Below are 22,923 nucleotides of genomic sequence, written 5' to 3' on the forward strand. Positions count from 1 at the left end.
GCTGTGTCTCTGGATCAATCACGGTCAATGCGAGTCACCCCAGCCACGGTCTTCTGCCCGACCTCGACCGCGACCTCCACGCCTTCCGGCAGGTAGATGTCGACACGGGAGCCGAAGCGGATCAGACCGATGCGGTCGCCCTGCTCGACCTTCGTGCCCTGCGGGATGTAGGGGACGATGCGACGGGCCACGGCGCCGGCGATCTGGATCATCTCGATGTCGCCGAGTTCGGTGTCGAAATGCCAGACTACGCGCTCGTTGTTCTCGCTCTCCTTGTTGAACGCCGGCACGAACCCGCCCGGGATGTGCTCGACTGACGTCACCGTGCCGGAGAGCGGCGCCCGGTTGACGTGGACGTTGAGCGGGCTCATGAAGATCGCGACGCGGGTGCGGCCGTCCTTCCACGGCATGATGCTCTGCACCACACCGTCGGCCGGGGAGATGACCCGGCCCTGGGCGATCTCGCGCTCGGGGTCGCGGAAGAACCACAGCATGCCCGCCGCCAGAGCGGTGGCGGGTACGGCCACGGCCTTGGCGGCGCCGGAGCGGCGTGCGCGGGCCAGGCTGAGGGCTGCGGTGGCGACGGTCGGGAGAAGCCACGGCGATGCTCCGCGCGCGAGGCGTACGCCGGCCCGGCTGTCGCGTGGTGCAGAGGTTTGGCTGTGGGGCATGGATGACCTTCGTAGCGGATGATGCCGCGCTTCAACGGGGGACGGCGGCTTTCCGGGGATCGTACCGGTCGCGGCCCACAACTGGGCAAGCCAGGAAGCCGAGTCGGCGGCTGAAGAGTATGCACGGGGTGTGATCTTCTTCTCGAAGAAAACACCCCGAACTCGGACAATCTATCCCTGGAACCGATACTCTTCGAGCAGCCTGCGACCGATGATCATTTTCTGGATCTCGGCGGTACCTTCACCGATGAGCAGCATCGGGGCCTCACGGTAGAGGCGCTCGATCTCGTACTCCTTGGAGAAGCCGTAGCCGCCGTGGATCCGGAAGGCGTCCTCCACGACTTCCTTGCAGTACTCGGAGGCGAGGTACTTCGCCATCCCTGCTTCGAGGTCGTTTCGCTCGCCGGAGTCCTTTTTGCGTGCCGCGTTCACCATCATGGCATGCGCGGCCTCCACCTTGGTAGCCATCTCGGCCAGCTTGAACTGGATGGCCTGGTGCTGGGCGATCGGCTTGCCGAAAGTGTGACGCTGCTGGGCGTACTGGACGCCCAGTTCGAAGGCACGCTGAGCGACACCGCAGCCACGCGCGGCCACATTGACGCGGCCGACCTCGACGCCGTCCATCATTTGGTAAAAACCTCGGCCGGTGACGCCGCCGAGCACCCGATCGGCCGGAATGCGCAGGCCGTCCATGATGAGCTCGGTCGTGTCGACGCCCTTGTAGCCCATCTTGTCGATCTTGCCGGGGATGGTGAGTCCCGGGCGGACCTCGCCGAAGCCGGGCTCCTTCTCCACGAGGAACGTCGTCATCGACTTGTGGGGCGCGGTGCCCTCGGGGTGTCCTTCGTCACTTCGGACCAGCACGGCGACCAGAGACGACGTCCCGCCGTTCGTCAGCCACATCTTCTGGCCGTTGAGGACGTACTCGTCGCCGTCCTTCACCGCCTTCGACGTGATCGCGGACACATCGGAGCCGAGGCCCGGCTCCGACATCGAGAAGGCGCCGCGGATGTCGCCGGCCGCCATGCGCGGAAGGAAGTGCTCCTTCTGCTCCTGCGTGCCGTGCTGCTTCAGCATGTACGCCACGATGAAGTGCGTGTTGATGATGCCGGACACCGACATCCAGCCGCGGGCGATCTCCTCCACGCACAGCGCGTACGTCAGGAGCGACTCGCCCAGACCCCCGTACTCCTCGGGGATCATCAGGCCGAAGAGGCCGAGCTCCTTCAGACCGTCGACGATCTGCTGCGGGTACTCGTCACGGTGCTCCAGCTCGGTGGCGACCGGGATGATCTCCTTGTCCACGAAGTCGCGGACGGTGGAGAGGATCTCCTGCTGGACGTCGGTCAGACCGGCGGTCTGGGCGAGACGGGCCATCGCTTACTTCCCCTGTTCCTTCAGCTCGGGGCGGCCCGGCTGCTCGCCGCCGCGCTCCTTGATGTACGTCTCGGTCGGCACCATCACCTTGCGGCGGAACACGCAGACCAGCGTGCCGTCCTGCTTGTAGCCCCGGGTCTCGACGTGGACGATGCCGCGGTCGTTCTTCGACTTCGACGGCCACTTGTCGAGCACGGTCGTCTGGCCGTAGATGGTGTCGCCGTGGAAGGTCGGCGCCACGTGCTTCAGCGACTCGATCTCCAGGTTGGCGATCGCCTTGCCGGAGATGTCCGGCACCGACATGCCGAGCAGCAGGGAGTAGATGTAGTTGCCTACGACGACGTTCCTGCCGAAGTCCGTCGTCTTCTCCGCATAGTTCGTGTCCATGTGGAGCGGGTGGTGGTTCATCGTGAGGAGACAGAACAGGTGGTCGTCGTACTCCGTGACCGTCTTCCCCGGCCAGTGCTTGTACGTCGCCCCGACCTCGAACTCCTCGTAGGTGCGTCCGAACTGCATGACGGTCAGGCCTCCGGGATCTCGAACTTCGACGTGCGCTCCATGCCGGCGGCGCGTCCCTTGCCCGCGATGACCAGGGCCATCTTGCGGCTGGCCTCGTCGATCATCTCGTCGCCGAGCATCGCGGAGCCCTTCTTGCCGCCCGCCTCGGACGTGTAGTAGTCGTACGCGTCCAGGATCAGCTCGGCGTGGTCGTAGTCCTCCTGCGAGGGCGAGAAGATCTCGTTGGACGCCTCGACCTGGCCCGGGTGCAGCACCCACTTGCCGTCGAAGCCGAGCGCGGCGGCGCGCTGGGCGACCTCGCGGTAGCCATCGACGTTGCGGATCTGCAGGTAGGGGCCGTCGATCGCCTGGAGGTCGTTGGCGCGGGCGGCCATCAGGATCTTCATCAGGATGTAGTGGTAGGCGTCCGCCGGGTAGCCGGGCGGCTGCTCGCCCACGACGAGGGACTTCATGTTGATGGACGCCATGAAGTCGGCCGGGCCGAAGATGATGGTCTCCAGGCGCTGCGAGGCCTGGGCGATCTCGTTGACGTTGTTCAGGCCCTGCGCGTTCTCGATCTGCGCCTCGATGCCGATCTTGCCGACCTCGAAGCCCATGGTCTTCTCGATCTGGGTGAGGAGGAGGTCCAGCGCGACGACCTGCTGGGCCGTCTGCACCTTCGGCAGCATGATGCAGTCGAGGTTCTGGCCGGCGCCCTCGACGACCGTGACGACGTCCCGGTACGTCCACTCGGTCGTCCAGTCGTTGACGCGGACGACGCGCGTCTTGCCCGTCCAGTCGCCCTCGTTGAGGAACTTGACGATGGTGTGCCGTGCCTCGGGCTTGGCGAGCGGCGCGCAGGCGTCCTCGAGGTCCAGGAAGACCTGGTCGGCGGGGAGGCCCTGCGCCTTCTCCAGGAAGCGCGGGTTGCTTCCCGGTACCGCCAGACAGGAGCGGCGGGGGCGAAGGCGGTTGACGGTCGTCATGCGGGGACCTCCAGGGGGTCGAGCTTGTTCGCTTTCCGGATCTCGTCGACGATGCGGCCGATGATCCCGGTGATGTCGAAGTCCTTCGGGGTGAAGACGGCGGCCACTCCGGCTTCCTTCAGCTGCTCGGCGTCACCATTCGGGATGATGCCACCGGCGATCACGGGTATATCTGTGGCACCGGCCACACGGAGGCGTTCCAGGACGTCCGGGACCAGCTGCGCGTGCGAGCCGGACAGGATCGACAGGCCCACCGCGTGCACGTCCTCGGCGAGCGCCGCGTCCACGATCTGCTCCGGCGTCAGCCGGATGCCCTGGTACACCACCTCGAAGCCGGCGTCGCGGGCGCGCACGGCGATCTGCTCGGCGCCGTTGGAGTGCCCGTCCAGGCCGGGCTTGCCGACCAGGAAGCGCAGCTTGCCCACGCCCATGTCCTTCGCCGTCAGCTCCACCTTGCGGCGCACCTGGGACAGGGCCGAGCCCTCCTCGGCCGGGATCGCGACCGGCGCCGAGGAGACCCCGGTCGGGGCGCGGAACTCACCGAACACCTCGCGCAGCGCCCCGGCCCACTCGCCGGTCGTGACGCCGGCGCGGGCGCACTCCAGGGTGGCCTCCATGAGGTTGTCGGTGCCCTTCGCGGCCTCCTTCAGCCGCTCCAGCGCCTTGCAGGGGCGCGGGTGGTTGAAGGGCGGCTGGTACCGCGTGTCCCGCCAGTGCTGGAGGGAGGCGATGACACGGGCCTCGACGGCCGGGTCGACCGTCTGGATCGCGGTGTCCAGGTCGGCGGTGAGCGGGTTCGGCTCGGTCGTCTCGAAGATGTTGACGCCGACGATCTTCTCCTGGCCGGACTCGATCCGGCCCCGGCGCTCGGCGTGCGAGGCCACGAGCTGCGACTTCAGGTAGCCGGACTCGACGGCCGCCATCGCGCCGCCCATCTCCTGGATCCGCTCGATCTCGGCGAACGACTCCTCGACCAGCGCGGCGACCTTCGCCTCGATGACGTGCGAGCCCTCGAAGATGTCCTCGTACTCCAGCAGGTCGCTCTCGTGGGCGAGGACCTGCTGGATGCGCAGCGACCACTGCTGGTCCCAGGGGCGGGGCAGGCCGAGGGCCTCGTTCCAGGCGGGCAGCTGCACGGCACGCGCGCGGGCGTCCTTGGAGAGGGTGACGGCCAGCATCTCCAGCACGATCCGCTGGACGTTGTTCTCCGGCTGCGCCTCCGTCAGCCCCAGGGAGTTGACCTGGACGCCGTAGCGGAAGCGCCGCTGCTTGGGGTTCTCGATCCCGTACCGCTCGCGGGTGATCCGGTCCCAGATGCGGCCGAACGCCCGCATCTTGCACATCTCCTCGATGAAGCGGACGCCCGCGTTCACGAAGAAGGAGATCCGGGCCACGACGTCCCCGAACTTCTCCTCGGGGACCTGCCCCGAGTCGCGCACGGCGTCGAGGACGGCGATGGCGGTGGACATCGCGTACGCGATCTCCTGGACCGGCGTGGCGCCCGCCTCCTGCAGGTGGTAGCTGCAGATGTTGATCGGGTTCCACTTCGGGATGTGGGAGACCGTGTACGCGATCATGTCCGTCGTCAGGCGGAGCGAGGGCCCCGGTGGGAAGACGTGCGTCCCCCGGGACAGGTACTCCTTGACGATGTCGTTCTGGGTCGTGCCCTGGAGCCTGGTGATGTCCGCGCCCTGCTCCTCGGCGACGACCTGGTAGAGCGCCAGCAGCCACATGGCGGTGGCGTTGATCGTCATCGAGGTGTTCATCTGCTCCAGGGGGATGTCCTGGAACAGCCGGCGCATGTCACCGAGGTGCGCGATCGGCACGCCGACCCGGCCGACCTCGCCGCGGGCGAGGATGTGGTCGGAGTCGTACCCGGTCTGCGTGGGCAGGTCGAACGCGACCGACAGACCGGTCTGCCCCTTGGCGAGGTTGCGCCGGTACAGCTCGTTGGACGCCTCGGCCGTCGAGTGGCCGGCGTACGTCCGCATGAGCCACGGACGGTCCTTCTGACGCTCTGTCATCCCCCGGCCCTCAGATGTTCCGGAAGCGGTTGATGGAGTCGAGGTGCTTGGCGCGCAGCTCCTGGTCGCGCACGCCCAGGCCCTCCTCGGGGGCGAGGCACAGCACGCCGACCTTGCCCTGGTGCAGGTTGCGGTGCACGTCGTAAGCGGCCTGGCCGGTGTCCTCCAGGGAGTACACCTTCGACAGGGTCGGGTGGATCTTGCCCTTCGCGATGAGCCGGTTGGCCTCCCAGGCCTCGCGGTAGTTGGCGAAGTGCGAGCCGATGATGCGCTTCAGCGACATCCACAGGTAGCGGTTGTCGTACTGGTGCATATAGCCCGAGGTGGAGGCGCAGGTGGTGATGGTGCCGCCCTTGCGGGTGACGAAGACCGAGGCGCCGAAGGTCTCACGGCCGGGGTGCTCGAAGACGATGTCGATGTCCTCGCCGCCGGTGAGCTCGCGGATGCGCTTGCCGAAGCGCTTCCACTCCTTGGGGTCCTGGGTGTTCTCGTCCTTCCAGAACTTGTAGCCCTCGGCGTTGCGGTCGATGATCGCCTCGGCGCCCATCGAGCGGCAGATCTCCGCCTTCTGCGGCGAGGAGACGACACAGATCGGGTTGGCGCCGCCGGCGAGGGCGAACTGCGTGGCGTACGAGCCGAGTCCGCCGCTCGCGCCCCAGATCAGGACGTTGTCGCCCTGCTTCATGCCGGCGCCGTTGCGGGAGACCAGCTGGCGGTAGGCGGTGGAGTTCACCAGGCCCGGGGCGGCGGCCTCCTCCCAGCTGAGGTGGTCCGGCTTGGGCATGAGCTGGTTGGACTTGACGAGGGCGATCTCGGCGAGGCCGCCGAAGTTCGTCTCGAAGCCCCAGATGCGCTGCTCGGGGTCGAGCATCGTGTCGTTGTGCCCGTCGGACGACTCCAGCTCGACGGAGAGGCAGTGCGCGACGACCTCGTCGCCGGGCTTCCAGGAGTTGACGCCCGGGCCGGTGCGCAGCACGACGCCCGCGAGGTCGGAGCCGATGATGTGGTACGGCAGGTCGTGGCGCTTGGCCAGGTCGCTGGTGCGGCCGTAGCGCTCCAGGAAGCCGAAGGTGGACAGCGGCTCGAAGATCGACGTCCACACCGAGTTGTAGTTGACCGACGAGGCCATGACGGCCACCAGGGCCTCGCCCGGGCCGAGCTCGGGCAGGGGCACCTCGTCGAGGTGGAGCGACTTGCGCGGGTCCTTGTCGCGGGTCGTCAGGCCGGCGAACATCTCCGTCTCGTCCTTGTGCACGGTGATCGCGCGGTACGAGTCGGGGAGCGGGAGGGCGGCGAAGTCCTCCGACGTGGAGTCGGGCGACTGGATCGCGGCCAGGATGTCCTTCGTGGTCACGGTGTTGCCTCCGGCGGTGAGCGCCCTGAGGGAGGGGCGCTGAGGGTTACGTCGGTGCTGCTGAGGGTTTTTTTCGGGGGTGCCGTCGGTTCGGCCGGTGGTGCTGTTCGGCAGCGCATGGTGGCGCGGGAGGTTGCCTGTGACGCAGGCGCCGGGCGCGCAGGCCCCGGGAGGGGCTTGCGGGGACAGCCGGCGTACGCATGGTCTCTGCACGCCGGCCGCCCGGACTCCTTCAACGTATGGCACGCCGTGTCATCCGGCAAGGCACTGCGTGCCAGAAGTTGCCCTCAGATGAAATCTTTACGTAACAAATGAGCGATGATCGATCGAACGGGGTCGGCAAGCCCTTCGAAAAGGGCCCCTGACATGCCAAAACGGCCACCCGGGCGGGTGGCCGTCGTCACAGCGGGGGAGTGGCCGAACCCACTCCCGTCAGGTGCCTCAGCGCTCCTTGAGGGCCTGTTCGATGGTGCGCATGACCTCGTCCAGCGGCGCGTCGGTCCGCGCCACCGTCACCAGGACCTCGCCCTCGGTGGCCACCGAGGCGGTCGTGGTGCGCGGGGTGGTGTCCCGGCCCGCGCCGATCCCCGTGCCGAACGTGCGGCGCACGATCGCGAAGGCGTGGTCGAGCTGCGCCTCCACGTCGCCCTGCCCGCCGGCCCGCAGCCAGCGCCGCAGCACGTGGTTGTGGGCGGTGACCACCGCCGACGCCGCGACCTCCGCGAGCAGCGGGTCGTCGTTGGCGTCGTCGTCGTGCGCGTGCTCGTCGAAGTGGCCGAGGAGGTAGCGGGTGAACAGGCGCTCGTAGCGGGCCACCGAGGCGATCTCCGCCTCCCGCAGGGTGGGCACCTCGCGGGTCAGCTTGTAGCGGGCGACCGAGATCTCCGGCCGGGCCGCGTACATCCGCATGACCTCCTTGATGCCCCGGCACACCGTGTCGAGCGGGTGCTCGTGCGGCGGGGCGGCGTTCAGTACCGCCTCGGCGCGGACCAGGGTGTCGTCGTGGTCCGGGAAGATCGCCTCTTCCTTGGAGCGGAAGTGGCGGAAGAAGGTGCGGCGGGCGACCCCGGCCGCGGCCGCGATCTCGTCGACCGTGGTCGCCTCGTATCCCTTGGTCGCGAACAGCTCCATGGCCGCGGCCGCCAGTTCGCGGCGCATCTTGAGCCGTTGGGCGGCCGCGCGGCCGCCCGCGGCACTCTCCGGCGCGTCGGGCGTGGCTGGTGTACGTGAGGACCTGGCGGGCTGGGACATGACCCGAACGTACTGCATGTCCGCAGCTCGATGCGCGTGTACGGGGTTTCCCCCGCTCTGGGCGGGCGGGGGTCCTCCGGCCGGATCGAGCAGTCCGCCCCAGTCGCGGTCGCCTCGGAACCAGTCGCCGATGCCGTCAGCGGCGGGCATATTCGCGGAAGCCGCGGCCGGTCTTGCGGCCGAGGCAGCCCGCGGCCACCAGGTGCTCCAGCAGGGGCGCCGGAGCGAGGCCCGGGTCGCGGAACTCGCGGTGCAGGACCTTCTCGATGGCCAGCGAGACGTCCAGCCCGACGACGTCCAGCAGCTCGAACGGGCCCATCGGGTAGCCGCCGCCCAGCTTCATCGCGGCGTCGATGTCGTCCAGGGACGCGTAGTGCTCCTGCACCATCTTGATCGCGTTGTTGAGGTACGGGAACAGCAGGGCGTTCACGATGAACCCGGCCCGGTCGCCGCAGTCCACGGCGTGCTTCCTGATCTTCGCGCAGACCTCGCGGACCGTGGCGTGCACGTCGTCGCCGGTCAGGACCGTGCGGACGACCTCGACCAGCTTCATGGCCGGCGCGGGGTTGAAGAAGTGCATGCCGATCACGTCCTGCGGACGCGAGGTGGCCCGGGCGCAGGCGACGACGGGCAGCGAGGAGGTCGTGGTGGCGAGCACCGCGCCCGGCTTGCAGACCTTGTCCAGCGTCGCGAACAGCTGCCGCTTGACGTCCAGGTCCTCGGCGACGGCCTCCACGGCCAGGTCGACGTCGGCGAACGCGTCGTAGCTGCCGGCCGCGGTGATCCGGTCCAGGGTCCCCGCGGCCGCCTCGGCGGTCAGCCGGCCCTTGTCCACGGACCGCGACAGCGACTTGCCGATACGGGCCTTCGCGGCCTGCGCCTTCTCCTCGCTGCGGGCGGCGAGGACGACGTCGTACCCGGCCTTGGCGAAGACCTCGGCGATGCCGGACGCCATGGTGCCGGAGCCGGCCACGCCGACGGAACGGACCGTCCGGCCCGGCGTCAGGGAGGCGCCGTCCAGCGGCGTCAGCGCGTCCCGCACGACGGTGGCGCTGCCGGGGGCCTCGTACGTGTAGAAGCCGCGGCCCGACTTACGGCCCGTCAGGCCCGCCTCGCTGAGCTGCTTGAGGATCGGGGCGGGGGCGTGCAGCCGGTCGCGGGACTCGGCGTACATGGCGTCCAGGACCGTGCGGGCGGTGTCGATGCCGATGAGGTCGAGCAGGGCGAGCGGCCCCATGGGCAGCCCGCAGCCCAGCCGCATCGCGGCGTCGATGTCCTCGCGGGAGGCGTACTTCGCCTCGTACATCGCGGCGGCCTGGTTGAGGTAGCCGAACAGCAGGCCGTCGGCGACGAATCCGGGCCGGTCGCCGACGGCGACGGGCTCCTTGCCGAGGTCCAGGGCGAGGTTGGTGACCGCGGAGACGGCGGTCGGCGCGGTCAGCACCGAGGAGACCACCTCGACGAGCTTCATGGCCGGCGCCGGGTTGAAGAAGTGCAGGCCGAGGACGCGCTCGGGGCGGGCCGAGTCGGCCGCGAGCCGGGTCACCGACAGGGCGTTGGTGCCGGTCGCGAGGATCGTCTCCGGGCGGACGATGCCGTCCAGCTCCCGGAAGATCTGGTGCTTGATCTCGTACGACTCCGGGGCGACCTCGATGACCAGGTCCGCGTCGGCCGCGGCCCGCAGGTCGGTGGAGGTGCGGACGCGGGCGAGGGCGGCCGCGCGCTCCTGCTCGGTCAGCCGGCCCCGCTCCACGGCACGGGCGGTGGAGGACTCCAGGGCGGTGACGGCCTGGGCGGCCGCGGCCTCGCTGATGTCGATGCCGACGACCTGGCGGCCCGCCTTGGCGAGGACTTCGGTGATGCCGGTGCCCATCGTGCCGAGGCCGACCACGGCGACGGTCTTGAGGGGGGACAGGGAGGTGTCGGACAGGGGAGTGGCCATCGCGGGACTCCAGGAATGAGGGTGACGACTGGGAGACGCGTCCGGACGCACCGGATGCGGAAGGAGTGCGGGTGTTGCCGGGCTGCGAGCGCACACGCCCGGGGCCGTCGCTGCGGACGTGCACACGTCCGAGGAGCGGTGATGACCGACCGGCCCTGTCCCGTGGCCGAGTCGTACTGAGGTACCTGGGTACCGAACCGACTGCTCTCGCGAGGGCTGCGTCACCAGGCCGCCGCGAGGGGGTGCGAGTGGGTAACTCGCTCGTCTGAGATTAACCCGCGGGTAACGAGCGCGCCACCCCCCGGGTTTGTGATGTAGGTCCCGCGCCCCCGCCCGCGCCCCTAACCTCTTCCCATGAGCGAAGAGTTGCGATCACTCACGGAGCGCTTACGGCAGGAGTCCGGAGCGACACCCGCGTACGACCGCCTCGTGGCCACCGGCGACCTCGACGAACTGGCGGAGGTGCTGACCGCGCCCGGGCAGCCGCTGTGGGCACGGGAGTTGGCCGCGTTCCGGCTCGGACTCGCCGGGGACCGGCGGGCGTTCGAATCCCTCGTGCTGCTGCTGAACCACCGGGACCCGCAGCGCTGCGCCTCCGCCGCGCACGCCCTCGCCCGGCTCGGCGACCCCCGTACCGCCCGCGCCGCGGCCGCCCTCGCCACCAACGAGCTGCGGGTCGCCTACGCGCTGCACCCGGTCCGGCTGCTGGTCGAGCTGCGCGCCCCCGAGGCGGTGCCCGCCCTCATCACCACGCTGGAGCGGCGGCTGCGCCCGCACGACCCGTACCGCCGGGTGGCCCTCGCCTGCGTCGACGGGCTGGGCGCGCTCGGCGACGACCGGGCCCGGCGTGTCCTGAACGAGGCGCTGGCCCACCCGGCCCTGGCGGAGGCGGCGGTGCGGGCCCTGGGCCGCATCCCGCGCCGGCGGTGACCGTGCGGCCGGCCGTCAGCCGGGCGTGAGCGCGCGGGCGTACCGCACCTCGGGCATCATCACCCCGCCCACCTCGAAGGGCTCCTCGGCACCGTCCGGCGCGAACCCCGCCCGCGCGTAGAAGCGCCGGGCCCGGGCGTTGTCCCTCAGCACCCACAGCAGCATGCGCCGGTGCCCGTCGAGCGCGCACCGGCGTACCGACTCCGCGAGGAGGGCGCGGCCCGCCCCGGTGCCGATCCGGGCCGGGTCCACGTACAGCGCGTACAGCTCGGCGGCCTCGGGGCGGGTGCCGTCGTGGTCGCGGTAGGGGCCGTGGCAGCCCCAGCCGACGACCCGGCCGTCCTCCTCCGCCACCAGGTTCACCACCGCCTCGCCTGCGCCCGCTAGATGGGCGCGGCGCCGCTCGGCCTCCCGGGCCACGTCCATGGCGTCCAGGTAGGTCTGCGGCACCATCCCCGGGTAGGCGGCGCGCCAGCCGCCCACCCGGATCTCGGCGACCCGGTCGCAGTCGTCCGGGGCCATGGGCCGGATGGTCAAGCGGTGATCGTCCATGCCCGGCACTCTAGGCACCGGCCGGCCCGCCCGGCCTCCCATTAATCCGGGGGCCCCAGGGGTCAGGGGCGGAAGCCGACCAGGTCGTGCAGTTCGGTGCCGCGGGCCGTCGACTTCGTCGTCTTGGCGGTCGCCGGCTTCGGGGCGGGGGACGCCGCGCACGTCGCGGCGACGTCACCGGAGCCGCGCGGCAGGGTGCCGTCGGCCAGGTAGGCGGCCAGGTGCCGGTCCAGACAGCTGTTGCCGCCGAGGGTGACGGCGTGGTTGCCGCCGCCCTGCTCGACGACCAGACGGGAGCCGGTCAGCCGCCGGTGGACGGTGACGGCCCCCTGGTACGGGGTGGCCGCGTCGCCGGTCGCCTGGAAGAGCAGCACGGGCGGCGCCTTCGCGTTGGTCACGTCCACCGGCTTCAGCGTCTTCGTCGGCCAGAACGCGCACGGCGCGTTGTACCAGGCGTTGTTCCATGTCATGAACGGTGCCTTGGCGTGCGCGGCCCAGTTGTCCGCCCGCCAGCGGTGCCAGTCGCGCGGCCAGGCGGCGTCACGGCACTGCACGGCCGCGTAGACGCTGTAGCCGTTCCCGGAGCCCTCGTCCGGCGCGCCGAACCGCCGGTACGCCTCGACGAGCGGGCCGTCGTCCCGGTCGTTCACGTACGCCGCGAACGCCTGGGCGAGCTGCGGCCAGTAGCCGTCGTAGTAGCCGCCGGGCAGGAAGGTGTCCTCCAGTTCGGACGGGCCCACTGTGCCGCCGGCCGGGGTCCGCGCCAGCGCCGTCCGCAGGGCGTACCAGCGTTGCTCGACGCGGGCCGGGTCCGTACCGAGCCGGTACGTCCCGTCGTGCCGGGCGACCCAGGCCAGGAAGGCGCGGTGCCGGTCGTCGAAGGCGATGTCCTGGGCGAGGTTGTCGTCGTACCAGACACCGGTGGGGTCCACGACGGAGTCCAGCACCGCCCGCCGCACCCGCTGCGGGAACAGCTTGGCGTAGACCGCGCCGAGGTAGGTGCCGTACGAGTAACCGAAGTAGCTGACGCGGGGCGCGCCCAGGGCGGCGCGGATCAGGTCCAGGTCGCGCGCGGCGCTGACCGTGTCGATGTACGGCAGCACGTCGCCGTACTTCTCACCGCACGCCAGGGCGAACTCCTTGGCGCGCAGCAGGTTGGCCCGCTCCCCCCACGGTGTGCTCGGCACGGAGTCCGGGCGCACGGGCGCGAAGTGCGTGGGGCGGCAGTCCAGCGCCGGGCGGCTCATGCCGACGCCGCGCGGGTCGAAGCCGATGACGTCGTACTGAGCCGCCACCGCCTTGGGCAGGGCCGAGGCGACGTAGCCGGCCAGCGCGAGTCCGCTGCCGCCCGGCCCGCCGGGGTTGACCAGCAGCGGGCCCTGGTACGTCTTCGCGGTGTGCGGGACGCGGGACAGCGCCAGCGTGATCGTGCGGCCCTTCGGGGCCGCGTGGTCCAGCGGCACCTTCAGCGAGGCGCACTGGAGCGTCGGGTACTTGGCGGTGCCGCACTTCTTCCAGGCGAGGGGAGCGGCCTTCGCGGCGGCGGGCGGGGCGCTCGCCTCGGCGGGGACGGCGGTGATGGTCCCGGCCACGACGAGTGCGGCGCCGCACAGTACGGTTGCGCGTTTTCCCAAGGGGTCCTCCCAGGACGGATGCGGCACGGGCCGCGCGTGCCACGGCCCGTGCCGCATCCGTCCCGGAACGGGCGCCCGGAGGAACGGGTTCTGCCCGGATGTGACCCGATCGGGTCGCGAGATGCCCTCCGATGCCGCCGGAATCCTCTACAGCAGCGTGAGCTGGGTGGGTCCGGGCTCCGGCTCGGGAACGGGTTCGGGGATACGGCGGGGCATCCCGGGGCGGGCGGGCCCGATGCCGTACTCCTGGGCCAGCTCGTGCACCTGACGGGTGATCCGGCGCTGGTACCACTTCGGCGCGTAGGCGCCGTCCGCGTACAGCCGCTCGTAGCGGCGCACCAGATGCGGGTGCTCGCGGCCGAGCCACGCCATGAACCACTCGCGCGCCCCGGGCCGCAGATGCAGCACCAGCGGCGTGACCGAGGTGGCGCCGGACGCGGCGATCGCCCGCACGGTGGCCCGCAGCTGCGCCGGCTGGTCGCCGAGGAACGGGATGACCGGCGCCATCAGCACCCCGCACCCCAGCCCGTGCTCGGTCAGCGTCCGTACGACGTCCAGCCGCCGCTCGGGAGCGGGCGTGCCCGGCTCCACGGTCCGCCACAGCTCGCGGTCGACGAAGCCGACGGAGACGGACACGCCCACGTCCGTGACCTCGGCGGACTGCCTCAGCAGGTCGAGGTCGCGCAGGATCAACGTCCCCTTGGTCAGGATCGAGTAGGGGTTGGCGTGGTCGCGCAGGGCCGCCAGGATGCCCGGCATCAGGCGGTAGCGGCCCTCGGCCCGCTGGTAGCAGTCGACGTTGGTGCCCATCGCTATGTGGTCGCCCTGCCAGCGGCGGGAGGCCAGCTGCCGGCGCACCAGCTCCGGCGCGTTCACCTTCACCACGATCTGGGAGTCGAAGCCGAGTCCCGTGTCCAGGTCGAGATAGCTGTGGGTCTTGCGGGCGAAGCAGTACACGCACGCGTGCGAGCAGCCCCGGTACGGGTTCACCGTCCACTCGAAGGGCATGCGCGAGGCGCCCGGCACCCGGTTCACGATCGAGCGGGCCCGGATCTCGTGGAACGTGATCCCGGCGAACTCGGGCGTGTCGAAGGTGCGGGTGACCACGGCGTCCGCGCCGAACAGACCGGTGTCGGCCCGGCTGTGGTCCGTCTCCAGGGCGAGGTTCTCCCAGCGCATGGTGCCTCCTCGGTAGCACTGCCCCCAGAATAGAACACATGTTCCCTTGATCGTGCTACCCCCCGCCGTTCTTCGTTTCCGATCGCCTCGCGACCGGTTCCGTGAGCCGTTCGGCACCCCGATTTGGGCGGGGTGCCACCGGGGTGGTTGGCTTGCCCCAACCCCGAGAACTCAGGTCCTGGAGGAAGTCGATGGCGCAGGTCGAGGCCACTACGGAGCGGGTCGTCGCGGCGGACGCGGAGAAGGTGTTCGACGCCCTCGCCGACTACACCGGCACCCGGCGCAAGCTGCTGCCCGAGCACTTCAGCGAGTACGAGGTGCGCGAGGGCGGCGACGGCGAGGGCACCCTCGTCCACTGGAAGCTCCAGGCCACCAGCAAGCGCGTCCGCGACTGCCTCCTGGACGTCACCGAGCCCACCGACGGCGAGCTCGTCGAGAAGGACCGCAACTCCTCCATGGTCACCACCTGGCGGGTCACCCCGGCCGGCGAGGGACGCTCCCGGGTCGTCGTCACCAGCACCTGGCAGGGCGCCGGCGGCATCGGCGGCTTCTTCGAGCGCACCTTCGCGCCCAAGGGCCTCGGCCGGATCTACGACGCGCTGCTCGCCAACCTCGCCGCCGAGGTGGAGAATTGACTTGTACTCCCTTCTGAAGAGGGAGATTCGGGCCGTCCCGCCCGTTGCTGCGCCGCTACGCGGCACAGGTCTCGGGCGGGATTCCGTGACTTCCTGTTTCATCGCGCTGTGCCAGAACAGGGTCTGGTCTTACCTGCGCTCCGCAGGCTGATACCGCCAGTCCGGCGGCCGCTTTCACGTTCTTCGCGGCGTTGTGGTCCCGATCGTGCCAGGTGCCGCAGGAGGGACAGGCCCACTCCCGTACGTCCAACGGCTTGGGCCCGTCCCGGTGGCCGCAGGCGGAGCACACCTGACTGGTCGGCTCGAACCGGCCGACCTTCACGAAGGTGCGCCCATACCGCTGTGCCTTGTACTCGAGCATGGACACGAACTGGGACCAGCCCGCATCGTGCAGGCTCTTGGCCAGTCTGCCGCGCGCGAGCCCACACACCGCCAGGTCCTCCACCGCGACCGTTTGGTTCTCGCGGATCAGCTTCGTGGAGAGCTGGTGGTGAAACTCCTTGCGCGGATCGGCCACATCGGCATGGGCACGGGCAACCTTCAGACGGGCCTTCTCCCGGTTCCTCGATCCCCTCTGCTTACGCGACAACTCCCGCTGCGCCTTCTTCAGCTTCTTCTCCGCCCGGCGCAAAAACCGCGGGGAAACGATCTTCGTGCCGTTCGAGAGGACCGCGAAGTGGGTCAGGCCCAGGTCGATGCCGATCGCGGCATCCGGCTCCGGCTCGTCCCAGCGCTCCTGGTCGGTTTTGGGGCCGGTGCCGATGACGAAGCTGGCGAAGTACCTTCCGGCCGCGTCCTTGATCACCGTCACGCTCGACGGCGTCACGGGCAACTCCCGCGACCACTTGACCTTGATCTCCCCGATCTTCGGCAGCGACAGCCGCCCCCGGCCGGTGATCTTCCAGCGGGCGTTCGCGGTGAACCGGATCGCCTGCCGCGCGTCCTTGCGGGACTTGAACCGGGGCGCACCCGCCTTCTTGCCCTTGCGCTCGCCCTTGAGAGAAGCGAAGAAGTTCCTGTACGCGGCCTCGGCATCCCGCAGGGACTGCTGCAGGACGACCGCAGAGACCTCGCCCAGCCAGGAACGCTGGGGGGTGTCCTTGGCCTGGGTGATCAGTTGCCGGGACAGGGCGGCCGCGGTCGGGACGGTTCCCTGGCCGCGCGGGCCTGCTCACGGGCGCGTACCGCGTCGTTGAACACGACACGGGCGCACCCGAACGCCCGTGCCAGCGCGGTGCGCTGGCCGGACTCCGGGTACAACCTGAAGGCGTACCGAAGCTGCATACGGTGACCGTACGAACGATCACACGTGCCGTCGCTGGGAACACCCGTTCTCCAACTCACCGCCACAGCACAGTCCGGCTCCGCCGGAACGACACCGCGGCACTCCGCGCCGCAGCCACGAGATCGGCTTCACCACCGGCGTGAACGCCGATGCACTGCCGATGAAATCCGGTAGCACCCGGGCGCTTCAACCCACCGGAGCCCGGCGGCCGTTGCCGTCCTCACCGGATCGAGTGGTTCTCTTCCGCGACCGACCTGGTTCCGTAACTCGTCGCGCTTGCCCGTAGTTGTTCGCTCACGCGGACATGGTGCGGCAGTGCGACGAGGGGAGCGGGTACGTGGGCGGGAGCACTCTGGTACAGGACGAACCGGTCGCCGCACCCCCGGACGTCCCGCCTCCCGCCTCCGGCGCCACCGGCGAACTGCCGCCGCGCCGGGTGCGGTTGGTGTTCTTCGCCCTGATGCTCGCGCTGCTGCTGGCCGCGCTGGAGCAGATGATCGTCGCCACCGCCCTGCCGAAGATCGTCGGCGAGCTGCACGGCCTCGACCGGATGTCCTGGGCGATCACCGCCTACCTGCTCACCGCCACCGTCGGCCTGCCGATCTACGGCAAGCTCGGCGACCTGTTCGGCCGCAAGGGCGTCTTCCAGTTCGCCATCGTCGTCTTCGTCATCGGCTCCGCGCTCGCCGGCCGGGCCGGCACCATGGACCAGCTGATCGCCTACCGGGCCATCCAGGGCGTCGGCGCCGGCGGACTCATGATCGGCGTCCAGGCGATCATCGCCGACATCGTGCCCGCCCGGGAGCGGGGCCGCTTCATGGGCCTGATCGGCGCCGCGTTCGGCCTCGCCTCCGTCGCCGGACCGCTGCTCGGCGGCTACTTCACCGACCACCTCTCCTGGCGCTGGTGCTTCTACATCAACGTCCCCTTCGGCCTGGTCACCCTCGCCGTCGTCGCCGTCGTGCTGAAGCTCCCCAAGCCCCGGGGCCGGGCCCGGCTCGACGTCGTCGGCGCCCTGCTGCTCGCCGCCGCCTCCACCTGCCTGGTCCTGCTGACCAGCTGGGGCGGCACCGAACACGCCTGGGACTCCCGCGTCATCCTCGGCCTCGGCGCCGGAGCGGCACTCGCCTCGCTCCTGTTCCTCGTCGCCGAGCGCTTCGCCGCCGAACCCCTCATCCCGCTACGGCTGTTCCGGGACTCCGTCTTCAACGTCACCGCCCTGGTGGGCCTCGTGATCGGCGTCGCGCTGTTCGGCGCCGCCAGCTACCTGCCGACCTTCCTGCAGATGGTCGACGGCGCCACCGCCACCGAGTCCGGGCTGCTCATGCTGCCCATGATGGGCGGCATCGTCGGCGCCTCCATCGTCTGCGGCCAGCTCATCACCCGCACCGGCCGCTACCGGATCTACCCCCTCCTCGGCAGCGCCCTCGCGGCCGCCGGCATGTGGCTGCTGTCCCGGCTGGAGACCGACACGCCCCGGCTGCACTACAGCGTCTGGATGGCCGTGCTCGGCGCCGGCATCGGCATGGTGATGCCGGTCCTCGTCCTCGCCGTGCAGAACTCCGTGCGCCCGGCCGACCTCGGCACGGCCACCAGCGCCAACAACTACTTCCGGCAGATCGGCGGCAGCGTCGGCGCCGCCGTCTTCGGCACCCTCTTCGCCGGCCGGCTCACCGACGCCCTCGCCGACCGGCTCCCCGCCTCCACGGACCTGCCCGACGCCGAGGCCATCACCCCGCAGCTCGTCCACACCCTGCCCCCGGCGCTGCGCGACGCCTACATCCAGGCGTACGCCGACGCCATGCCGAGGATCTTCCTGTACCTCGTCCCGGTGCTCGTGCTGGGCCTGCTCATCGCCTTCTTCCTCAAGGAGAAACCCCTGGTGACCCACAACGCCCCCACCGAGGAGACCGGCACCACCGCCCCGCCCGCCTCCGTCCCGCAGGCCCGCTCGCCGCACGGCACGCCGCTCGCCGTCCGCGGAGCCGTCCAGCACGCCGACGGCACCGTCGTGCCCCGCGCCGCGCTGACCCTCATCGACGTCGCCGGACAACAGGTCGGCCGCGCCACCAGCGCGGAGGACGGACGGTTCGCGCTCGCCGCCCCCGGCCCCGGGGCGTACGTGATGATCGCCGCCGCCGGCGGGCACCAGCCGCAGGCCGTCTCCGTCACCGTCGGCGAGCGCCCCGTCGACCTCGACATCCTGCTCGGCGGCGCGGGGCGCCTCGCCGGACGCGTGCTCAGCCCCGACGGCACCCCCGTGGACGCCACCGTCACCCTCACCGACGTCCGCGGCGAGGTCGTCGCCACCACCCGCAGCGAACGCGACAGCGGCTACGTCATCACCGAACTGATCGCCGGGGAGTACACCCTCGCCGCCAGTTCGACCGCGTTCCGGCCCGCCGCCGTCCCGGTCACCGTCAAGGCGGCCCGCGAGACCCGGCAGGACATCGAACTCGCGGGCGGCGCCGCCCTGCGCGGCACCGTCCGGGCGGGCGGCGGACGCCCCGTGGAGGACGCCCGCGTCACCCTCCTCGACGCGGCCGGGAACGTCGTCGACACCCTCACCACCGGACCCGACGGCACCTTCCGGTTCACCGACCTCTCCTCCGGCGAGTACACGGTCATCGCCGCCGGTTACCCGCCGGTCGCCACCGTGCTCCAGGTCGCCCGCGGCGGGCGCACGGAACGCGACCTCCAGCTCGGGCACGAGGACTGACCCCGCCGCACGACCCGGCGCTGTCCTGCGGGAAAGGGGCGCGGCCGGATCTTTCCGCCCCCGCGCGCGCCGTTGTGAACCCGGTACATCAATTCCCCTATTGCCACACATCCCCGAGGCGGGGACCCGTACGGTGGTGGGGGCGCGCAGATCTTGCGGACCGTGGGGAGAGAGGGCCTGGGCCATGGACCGTGGCACCGAAAGGGACGGCACGGCGACGGAGCACGCCGCGACCGGACGCATCCCGCTCGCCGTGGTGGTGGTCGACCGCGCGGGGCTCGTCTCCCACTGGAGCTCCGGCGCGCGCCGCCTGTTCGGCGCCACCAAGGAGGAGGCGATCGGGCACCCCGCCGTCGATCTCCTGCCGGTGTCGGGGGCCCTGCCCGAGGACGACGACCTCTCGCCGTACGGGCCGTACGGCGCCTACGACGACCCGGGGCACGACCTGGAGACGTCCCTCGACGGACGGCTGTACTACCCCGCCGCGGGCCGGGCCCGGCTGACCGTGCCCGAGCGGGACCGCGTCGACGTCCTGTGGTGGGCCTACCCGCTGGTGGGTCCCGGCCCCGAGCGGCTGCTCGTCCTCGGCGCCGACGTCGGCCGGCTCCAGCGGGAAGCCGGGGGAGAGGACCCCGGCTTCGACCGGGTCGCGCCCGCCTTCGCCCTGCACACCGACTTCCCCGGCGCCGAGGAGCTCGCCTCCAAGCTCCCCGAGATCCTGCCCAGCATGAGCGTCGACGAGAGCGCCCGGATCGTCGGCCAGATCCTCGAACTCGGCTACCCCGTCCTGGAGTTCAGCCAGCACGACCGGGTCCCCGTCACCCCCGACTGGGGCGTGCCCCGGCGGGTGGAGCGCCGCGCCCGCCGGGAGCGGGCCGCCCGGGCCGCCGCCCACGGCTTACCGGCGCCGGCCGACGACCCCGACGAAGGTGAGGACCTGGAGTACGCCGCCGTACGCGAGCGCCTGGAGTTCCTCAACGAGGTCAGCGGACGCATCGGCACCTCCCTCGACCTGGCGCGCACCATCGTCGAGGTCAGCAAGGCCGTCGTACCCCGGTTCACCGACGTCGCCGGCACCTATCTGCGCGAACAGGTCGTCGCCGGCGAGGGGTTCCCCGACGGGGTGCCCGACACCACCACGATGTGGCACCGCGTCGCCCTCGAACACACCGACGAACCCGGCCGCTGGGACGACGTCGTCCCGGTCGGCGAGGCCATGCCCTTTCCGGCCCACACCCCGTTCTTCCAGTGCATGACCACCGGCGAGCCCGTGCTCGTCCCGCGGATCAGCCCCGAGATGGGCCACGCCATCGCGTCCCAGTTCGAGAAGCGCGACATCCGCCCGCTGATCACCGGCCGCTCGATGCTGGTCGTCCCGCTCAAGGCCCGCAACGTCGTCCTCGGCTTCATGATCCTGCTGCGCCACCCCGAGCGCGTCGAGTTCAACGACATGGACCGCGTCACCGGCGCCGAACTCGCCGCCCGAGCGGGCCTCGTACTCGACAACGCCCGTATGTACACCTACCAGGAGAGCGTCGCCGAGACCCTCCAGGACAGCATGCTGCCGCAGATCCCCCGGCGCATGGCGGGCTGCGACATCACCACCCGGTATCTGCCGGGCACGCTGCTCGGACGGGTCGGCGGCGACTGGTTCGACTCGGTCAAGCTGCCCGGCGCCCGGACCGCCCTCGTCGTCGGCGACGTCATGGGCCACGGCCTCAACTCCGCCGCCATGATGGGCCAGTTGCGCACGGCCGTACAGACCATGGCCGCCCTGGACCTGCCGCCCGCCCAGCTGCTGCGCAACCTCGACGACCTCGCCCAGCGCCTCGGCGACAACTACCTCGCGACCTGCCTGTACGTCGTCTACGACCCCCTCGCGGGTGAGCTGCTCCTCGCCAACGCCGGTCACATCCCGCCCGTCCTGGTCCGCGCCGACAGCGGGCACGGCGAACTGCTCGACCTGCCCACGGGCGCGCCGATCGGCGTCGGCGGCGTGCCCTTCGAGGAGGTCCGCGTACGCGTCGAGCCCGGCGACCGGATCGTCATGTGCACCGACGGCCTGGTCGAGCTGCGCGGCGAAGACATCGGTGTCAGGCTCGCCGTCCTGTGCGCATCCGCCGCCCACCCGGCCGCGTCCATGGACGAGGCGTGCGACACGATCATCCGCGCCCTCAACCCCCGCGACGGCCGTAAGGACGACGTCGCCCTGCTCATGGCCCGCCTCAACGGCATCGCCCCCGCCGACGTCGCCGTGCACCGCCTCGCCCGTGACCCGGCCGAGGCGGGCCGCGCCCGCGCCCTCGTGCGCGAGCGACTGCGCGCCTGGGGCCTGACCCGGCTCGCCGGAACCGCCGAACTGCTGGTGAGCGAACTCGTCACCAACGCCGTGCGGCACTCCCGCGACCGCCCCGTGGAACTGCGGCTCGTCCGGGGCGAGACGCTGCTGTGCGAGGTGGACGACGACGGCCACGAGCTGCCCACCCTGCTGGACACCGGCCCCGAGGACGACGCCGGGCGAGGGCTGCTCGTCGTGAGCGCGCTCGCCCGCGCCTGGGGAGCGAGCCGTACGGGCACCGGCAAGACCGTCTGGTTCGAGCTGACGCTCCCCGGCCGCTGACGTCCGGCGGAGGTTGCGGACGAGACGCGTGAAGGTGTGCGCCGGGCGCTTGTCGGCACCGGCCCGGCCGCGATAGACCGGATCCGCCCTTAGGTGGTCGCCGGTCGTGTTCCAGGGGGAGTCGGTCATGAGCGTGACGAGTCGGTACCGGGACGCCTGGGAGGGCTTCTGGAGCGAGGCGCCCGAGGAGCGGGGCGCCGTGTTCTGGGACGCGGAGCCCGCGCTGACCGCGGCCCGCCATCTGCCCCTGCTGGAACCGCACCTGACCGCACCCGACCTGGTGATGATCGACCTGGGCTGCGGCAACGGCACCCAGACCCGTTTCCTCGCCGACCGCTTCCCGCGCGTCGTCGGCGCCGACCTCTCCGCCGCGGCCCTCGACCACGCCCGCCGGGCCGACCCGGCCGGGCAGGCGGCGTACCGGCTGCTCGACGTCGTGGACAAGGCGGAGGTCCAGACGCTGCACGCCGAGTTCGGCGACGCCAACCTCTATGTGCGCGGTGTCCTGCACCAGGCCGAGCCCGGCGACCGGCAGGCGATGGCGGACGCGCTCGCCACGCTGGCCGGTGAGCGCGGCCGGGTCCTCCTCGTCGAACCCTCCGAGGCCGCCAAGCGCGTCCTCATGGGCCTGGCACAGGGCCCCGCCGGGCCGCCGCCCAAGCTGGCCCCCGTCCTGCGGCACGGCATCGCCCCGGGCGAGGTGAGCGACGACGCGCTGACCGGGTATCTGCGCTCGGCCGGCCTCGACGTGCTCGCGAGCGGCACGCTGCCGCTGGCCACCACCGAACACGGCCCCGACGGCACCCGGATCGAACTGCCGTCGACGTGGATCGTGGCGGGGCGACGGCCTTAGGCAGCCGTCGGCACGCAGAGCACCGGAAGGTACGACAGGTGCAGGAGCTTGTGCGGGGTGGAGCCCAGCAGGGCGCCCCGCAGCGGGCTCTCGCCCCAGGTGCCCACGACGATGCAGCGTGCCCCGTGCCGGGACGCGGCGTCGAGCAGCGCCTCCGCCGGCTTCTGGTCGATGACCTCCACGGTCGCCGCCACCCCCGCCTTCCCGGCGACGTCGACGGCGTGCTCCAGGGCCGTCCGGCCGGTCTCCCGCAGGGCGTCCCGGTGCGCGGCGTACTCCTCGCCGAGCGAACCCGGCGCCGCCGCCCCGTAGACCAGCACGAGGGTGTCGCCGAACGCGGCCGCCACCTCCACGGCGACGGAGAGCGCGCGGACCGCGCCCGGGGACTCGTCGTAACCGCACACCACGGGCAT

Annotated in this window: 17 protein-coding genes and 1 pseudogene; 5 read left to right on the plus strand and 13 right to left on the minus strand. The window is 71.2% G+C overall.

The features are described 5' to 3' along the window. Positions 1-14 precede the first annotated feature (14 nt). The 8 genes from F8R89_RS28710 to F8R89_RS28745 form a co-directional block, all read right to left on the minus strand. On the minus strand, positions 15-671 hold the full coding sequence (locus tag F8R89_RS28710) for a phosphatidylserine decarboxylase (RefSeq protein WP_151786655.1): 657 nt from the start codon (positions 669-671) through the stop codon (positions 15-17). Between the two features lie 171 nt (positions 672-842). Next, positions 843-2,048, minus strand: coding sequence for an acyl-CoA dehydrogenase family protein (locus F8R89_RS28715; protein WP_151786656.1), 1,206 nt, complete (start codon positions 2,046-2,048; stop codon positions 843-845). Between the two features lie 3 nt (positions 2,049-2,051). Continuing rightward, positions 2,052-2,564 carry a MaoC family dehydratase gene (locus F8R89_RS28720; RefSeq protein WP_151786657.1) on the minus strand — a complete coding sequence of 171 codons (513 nt, stop codon included), beginning with the start codon at positions 2,562-2,564 and terminating at the stop codon, positions 2,052-2,054. 5 nt (positions 2,565-2,569) lie between these two features. Beyond that, positions 2,570-3,532, minus strand: a complete 963-nt coding sequence (locus F8R89_RS28725) for an HpcH/HpaI aldolase/citrate lyase family protein (protein ID WP_151786658.1) — start codon at positions 3,530-3,532, stop codon at positions 2,570-2,572. Continuing rightward, positions 3,529-5,556: a protein meaA gene (locus tag F8R89_RS28730; protein ID WP_151786659.1), complete on the minus strand. Its 2,028-nt coding sequence runs from the start codon at positions 5,554-5,556 to the stop codon at positions 3,529-3,531. Before F8R89_RS28730 ends, F8R89_RS28725 begins: the two co-directional genes overlap by 4 nt. A gap of 10 nt (positions 5,557-5,566) precedes the next feature. Further along, complete coding sequence (gene ccrA / locus F8R89_RS28735) at positions 5,567-6,910, minus strand: crotonyl-CoA carboxylase/reductase (protein WP_151786660.1); 1,344 nt, start codon at positions 6,908-6,910, stop codon at positions 5,567-5,569. Positions 6,911-7,351: 441 nt separating this feature from the next. After that, positions 7,352-8,161, minus strand: a complete 810-nt coding sequence (locus F8R89_RS28740; protein ID WP_225994525.1) for a TetR family transcriptional regulator — start codon at positions 8,159-8,161, stop codon at positions 7,352-7,354. A 136-nt stretch (positions 8,162-8,297) separates the two neighbouring features. Further along, entirely contained in the window at positions 8,298-10,103 is a 1,806-nt protein-coding gene (locus tag F8R89_RS28745; protein ID WP_151786662.1) for a 3-hydroxyacyl-CoA dehydrogenase, read from the minus strand. 354 nt (positions 10,104-10,457) lie between these two features. Between F8R89_RS28745 and F8R89_RS28750 the strand changes: the two genes are divergently transcribed. Beyond that, positions 10,458-11,033, plus strand: a complete 576-nt coding sequence (locus tag F8R89_RS28750) for an adenylosuccinate lyase (protein ID WP_151786663.1) — start codon at positions 10,458-10,460, stop codon at positions 11,031-11,033. Positions 11,034-11,048: 15 nt separating this feature from the next. On the opposite strand, the gene F8R89_RS28755 is transcribed toward F8R89_RS28750, so the two are convergent. The 3 genes from F8R89_RS28755 to F8R89_RS28765 form a co-directional block, all read right to left on the minus strand. Next, a complete protein-coding gene (locus F8R89_RS28755) occupies positions 11,049-11,585 on the minus strand; it encodes a GNAT family N-acetyltransferase (protein ID WP_151786664.1) in 537 nt (178 codons plus the stop codon). A gap of 62 nt (positions 11,586-11,647) precedes the next feature. Continuing rightward, a complete protein-coding gene (locus tag F8R89_RS28760; RefSeq protein ID WP_192806261.1) occupies positions 11,648-13,219 on the minus strand; it encodes an alpha/beta hydrolase in 1,572 nt (523 codons plus the stop codon). Between the two features lie 147 nt (positions 13,220-13,366). Beyond that, positions 13,367-14,398, minus strand: coding sequence for an Rv2578c family radical SAM protein (locus tag F8R89_RS28765; protein ID WP_151786666.1), 1,032 nt, complete (start codon positions 14,396-14,398; stop codon positions 13,367-13,369). 191 nt (positions 14,399-14,589) lie between these two features. Between F8R89_RS28765 and F8R89_RS28770 the strand changes: the two genes are divergently transcribed. Next, entirely contained in the window at positions 14,590-15,033 is a 444-nt protein-coding gene (locus F8R89_RS28770) for an SRPBCC family protein (protein WP_151786667.1), read from the plus strand. Positions 15,034-15,088: 55 nt separating this feature from the next. On the opposite strand, the pseudogene F8R89_RS28775 reads toward F8R89_RS28770, so the two are convergent. After that, positions 15,089-16,317: pseudogene (locus F8R89_RS28775) on the minus strand (RNA-guided endonuclease InsQ/TnpB family protein). A 338-nt stretch (positions 16,318-16,655) separates the two neighbouring features. Between F8R89_RS28775 and F8R89_RS28780 the strand changes: the two are divergent. The 3 genes from F8R89_RS28780 to F8R89_RS28790 all read left to right on the plus strand — a co-directional run bounded on the left by F8R89_RS28780 (position 16,656) and on the right by F8R89_RS28790 (position 22,510). Next, entirely contained in the window at positions 16,656-19,037 is a 2,382-nt protein-coding gene (locus tag F8R89_RS28780) for an MFS transporter (protein WP_192806262.1), read from the plus strand. A 184-nt stretch (positions 19,038-19,221) separates the two neighbouring features. Next, positions 19,222-21,657, plus strand: coding sequence for a SpoIIE family protein phosphatase (locus tag F8R89_RS28785; RefSeq protein ID WP_151786669.1), 2,436 nt, complete (start codon positions 19,222-19,224; stop codon positions 21,655-21,657). Between the two features lie 127 nt (positions 21,658-21,784). Further along, positions 21,785-22,510, plus strand: coding sequence for a class I SAM-dependent methyltransferase (locus F8R89_RS28790; protein ID WP_151786670.1), 726 nt, complete (start codon positions 21,785-21,787; stop codon positions 22,508-22,510). Here F8R89_RS28790 and F8R89_RS28795 read toward each other — a convergent pair. Beyond that, complete coding sequence (locus tag F8R89_RS28795; RefSeq protein WP_151786671.1) at positions 22,507-22,923, minus strand: universal stress protein; 417 nt, start codon at positions 22,921-22,923, stop codon at positions 22,507-22,509. The two genes, F8R89_RS28790 and F8R89_RS28795, sit on opposite strands and share 4 nt — an antisense overlap.

This window comes from Streptomyces sp. SS1-1 (assembly GCF_008973465.1).
Lineage (GTDB): Bacteria > Actinomycetota > Actinomycetes > Streptomycetales > Streptomycetaceae > Streptomyces.

Excerpts from the sequence above, each read along its gene's own strand:
- F8R89_RS28750 (WP_151786663.1), top strand. The coding sequence starts at position 10,458 with ATGAGCGAAGAGTTGCGATCACTCACGGAGCGCTTACGGCAGGAGTCC.
- F8R89_RS28765 (WP_151786666.1), bottom strand. The coding sequence starts at position 14,398 with ATGCGCTGGGAGAACCTCGCCCTGGAGACGGACCACAGCCGGGCCGAC.
- F8R89_RS28720 (WP_151786657.1), bottom strand. The coding sequence starts at position 2,564 with ATGCAGTTCGGACGCACCTACGAGGAGTTCGAGGTCGGGGCGACGTAC.
- F8R89_RS28795 (WP_151786671.1), bottom strand. The coding sequence starts at position 22,923 with ATGCCCGTGGTGTGCGGTTACGACGAGTCCCCGGGCGCGGTCCGCGCG.
- F8R89_RS28745 (WP_151786662.1), bottom strand. The coding sequence starts at position 10,103 with ATGGCCACTCCCCTGTCCGACACCTCCCTGTCCCCCCTCAAGACCGTC.
- F8R89_RS28740 (WP_225994525.1), bottom strand. The coding sequence starts at position 8,161 with ATGTCCCAGCCCGCCAGGTCCTCACGTACACCAGCCACGCCCGACGCG.
- F8R89_RS28710 (WP_151786655.1), bottom strand. The coding sequence starts at position 671 with ATGCCCCACAGCCAAACCTCTGCACCACGCGACAGCCGGGCCGGCGTA.
- F8R89_RS28785 (WP_151786669.1), top strand. The coding sequence starts at position 19,222 with ATGGACCGTGGCACCGAAAGGGACGGCACGGCGACGGAGCACGCCGCG.
- F8R89_RS28730 (WP_151786659.1), bottom strand. The coding sequence starts at position 5,556 with ATGACAGAGCGTCAGAAGGACCGTCCGTGGCTCATGCGGACGTACGCC.
- F8R89_RS28715 (WP_151786656.1), bottom strand. The coding sequence starts at position 2,048 with ATGGCCCGTCTCGCCCAGACCGCCGGTCTGACCGACGTCCAGCAGGAG.
- F8R89_RS28725 (WP_151786658.1), bottom strand. The coding sequence starts at position 3,532 with ATGACGACCGTCAACCGCCTTCGCCCCCGCCGCTCCTGTCTGGCGGTA.
- F8R89_RS28790 (WP_151786670.1), top strand. The coding sequence starts at position 21,785 with ATGAGCGTGACGAGTCGGTACCGGGACGCCTGGGAGGGCTTCTGGAGC.
- F8R89_RS28755 (WP_151786664.1), bottom strand. The coding sequence starts at position 11,585 with ATGGACGATCACCGCTTGACCATCCGGCCCATGGCCCCGGACGACTGC.
- F8R89_RS28770 (WP_151786667.1), top strand. The coding sequence starts at position 14,590 with ATGGCGCAGGTCGAGGCCACTACGGAGCGGGTCGTCGCGGCGGACGCG.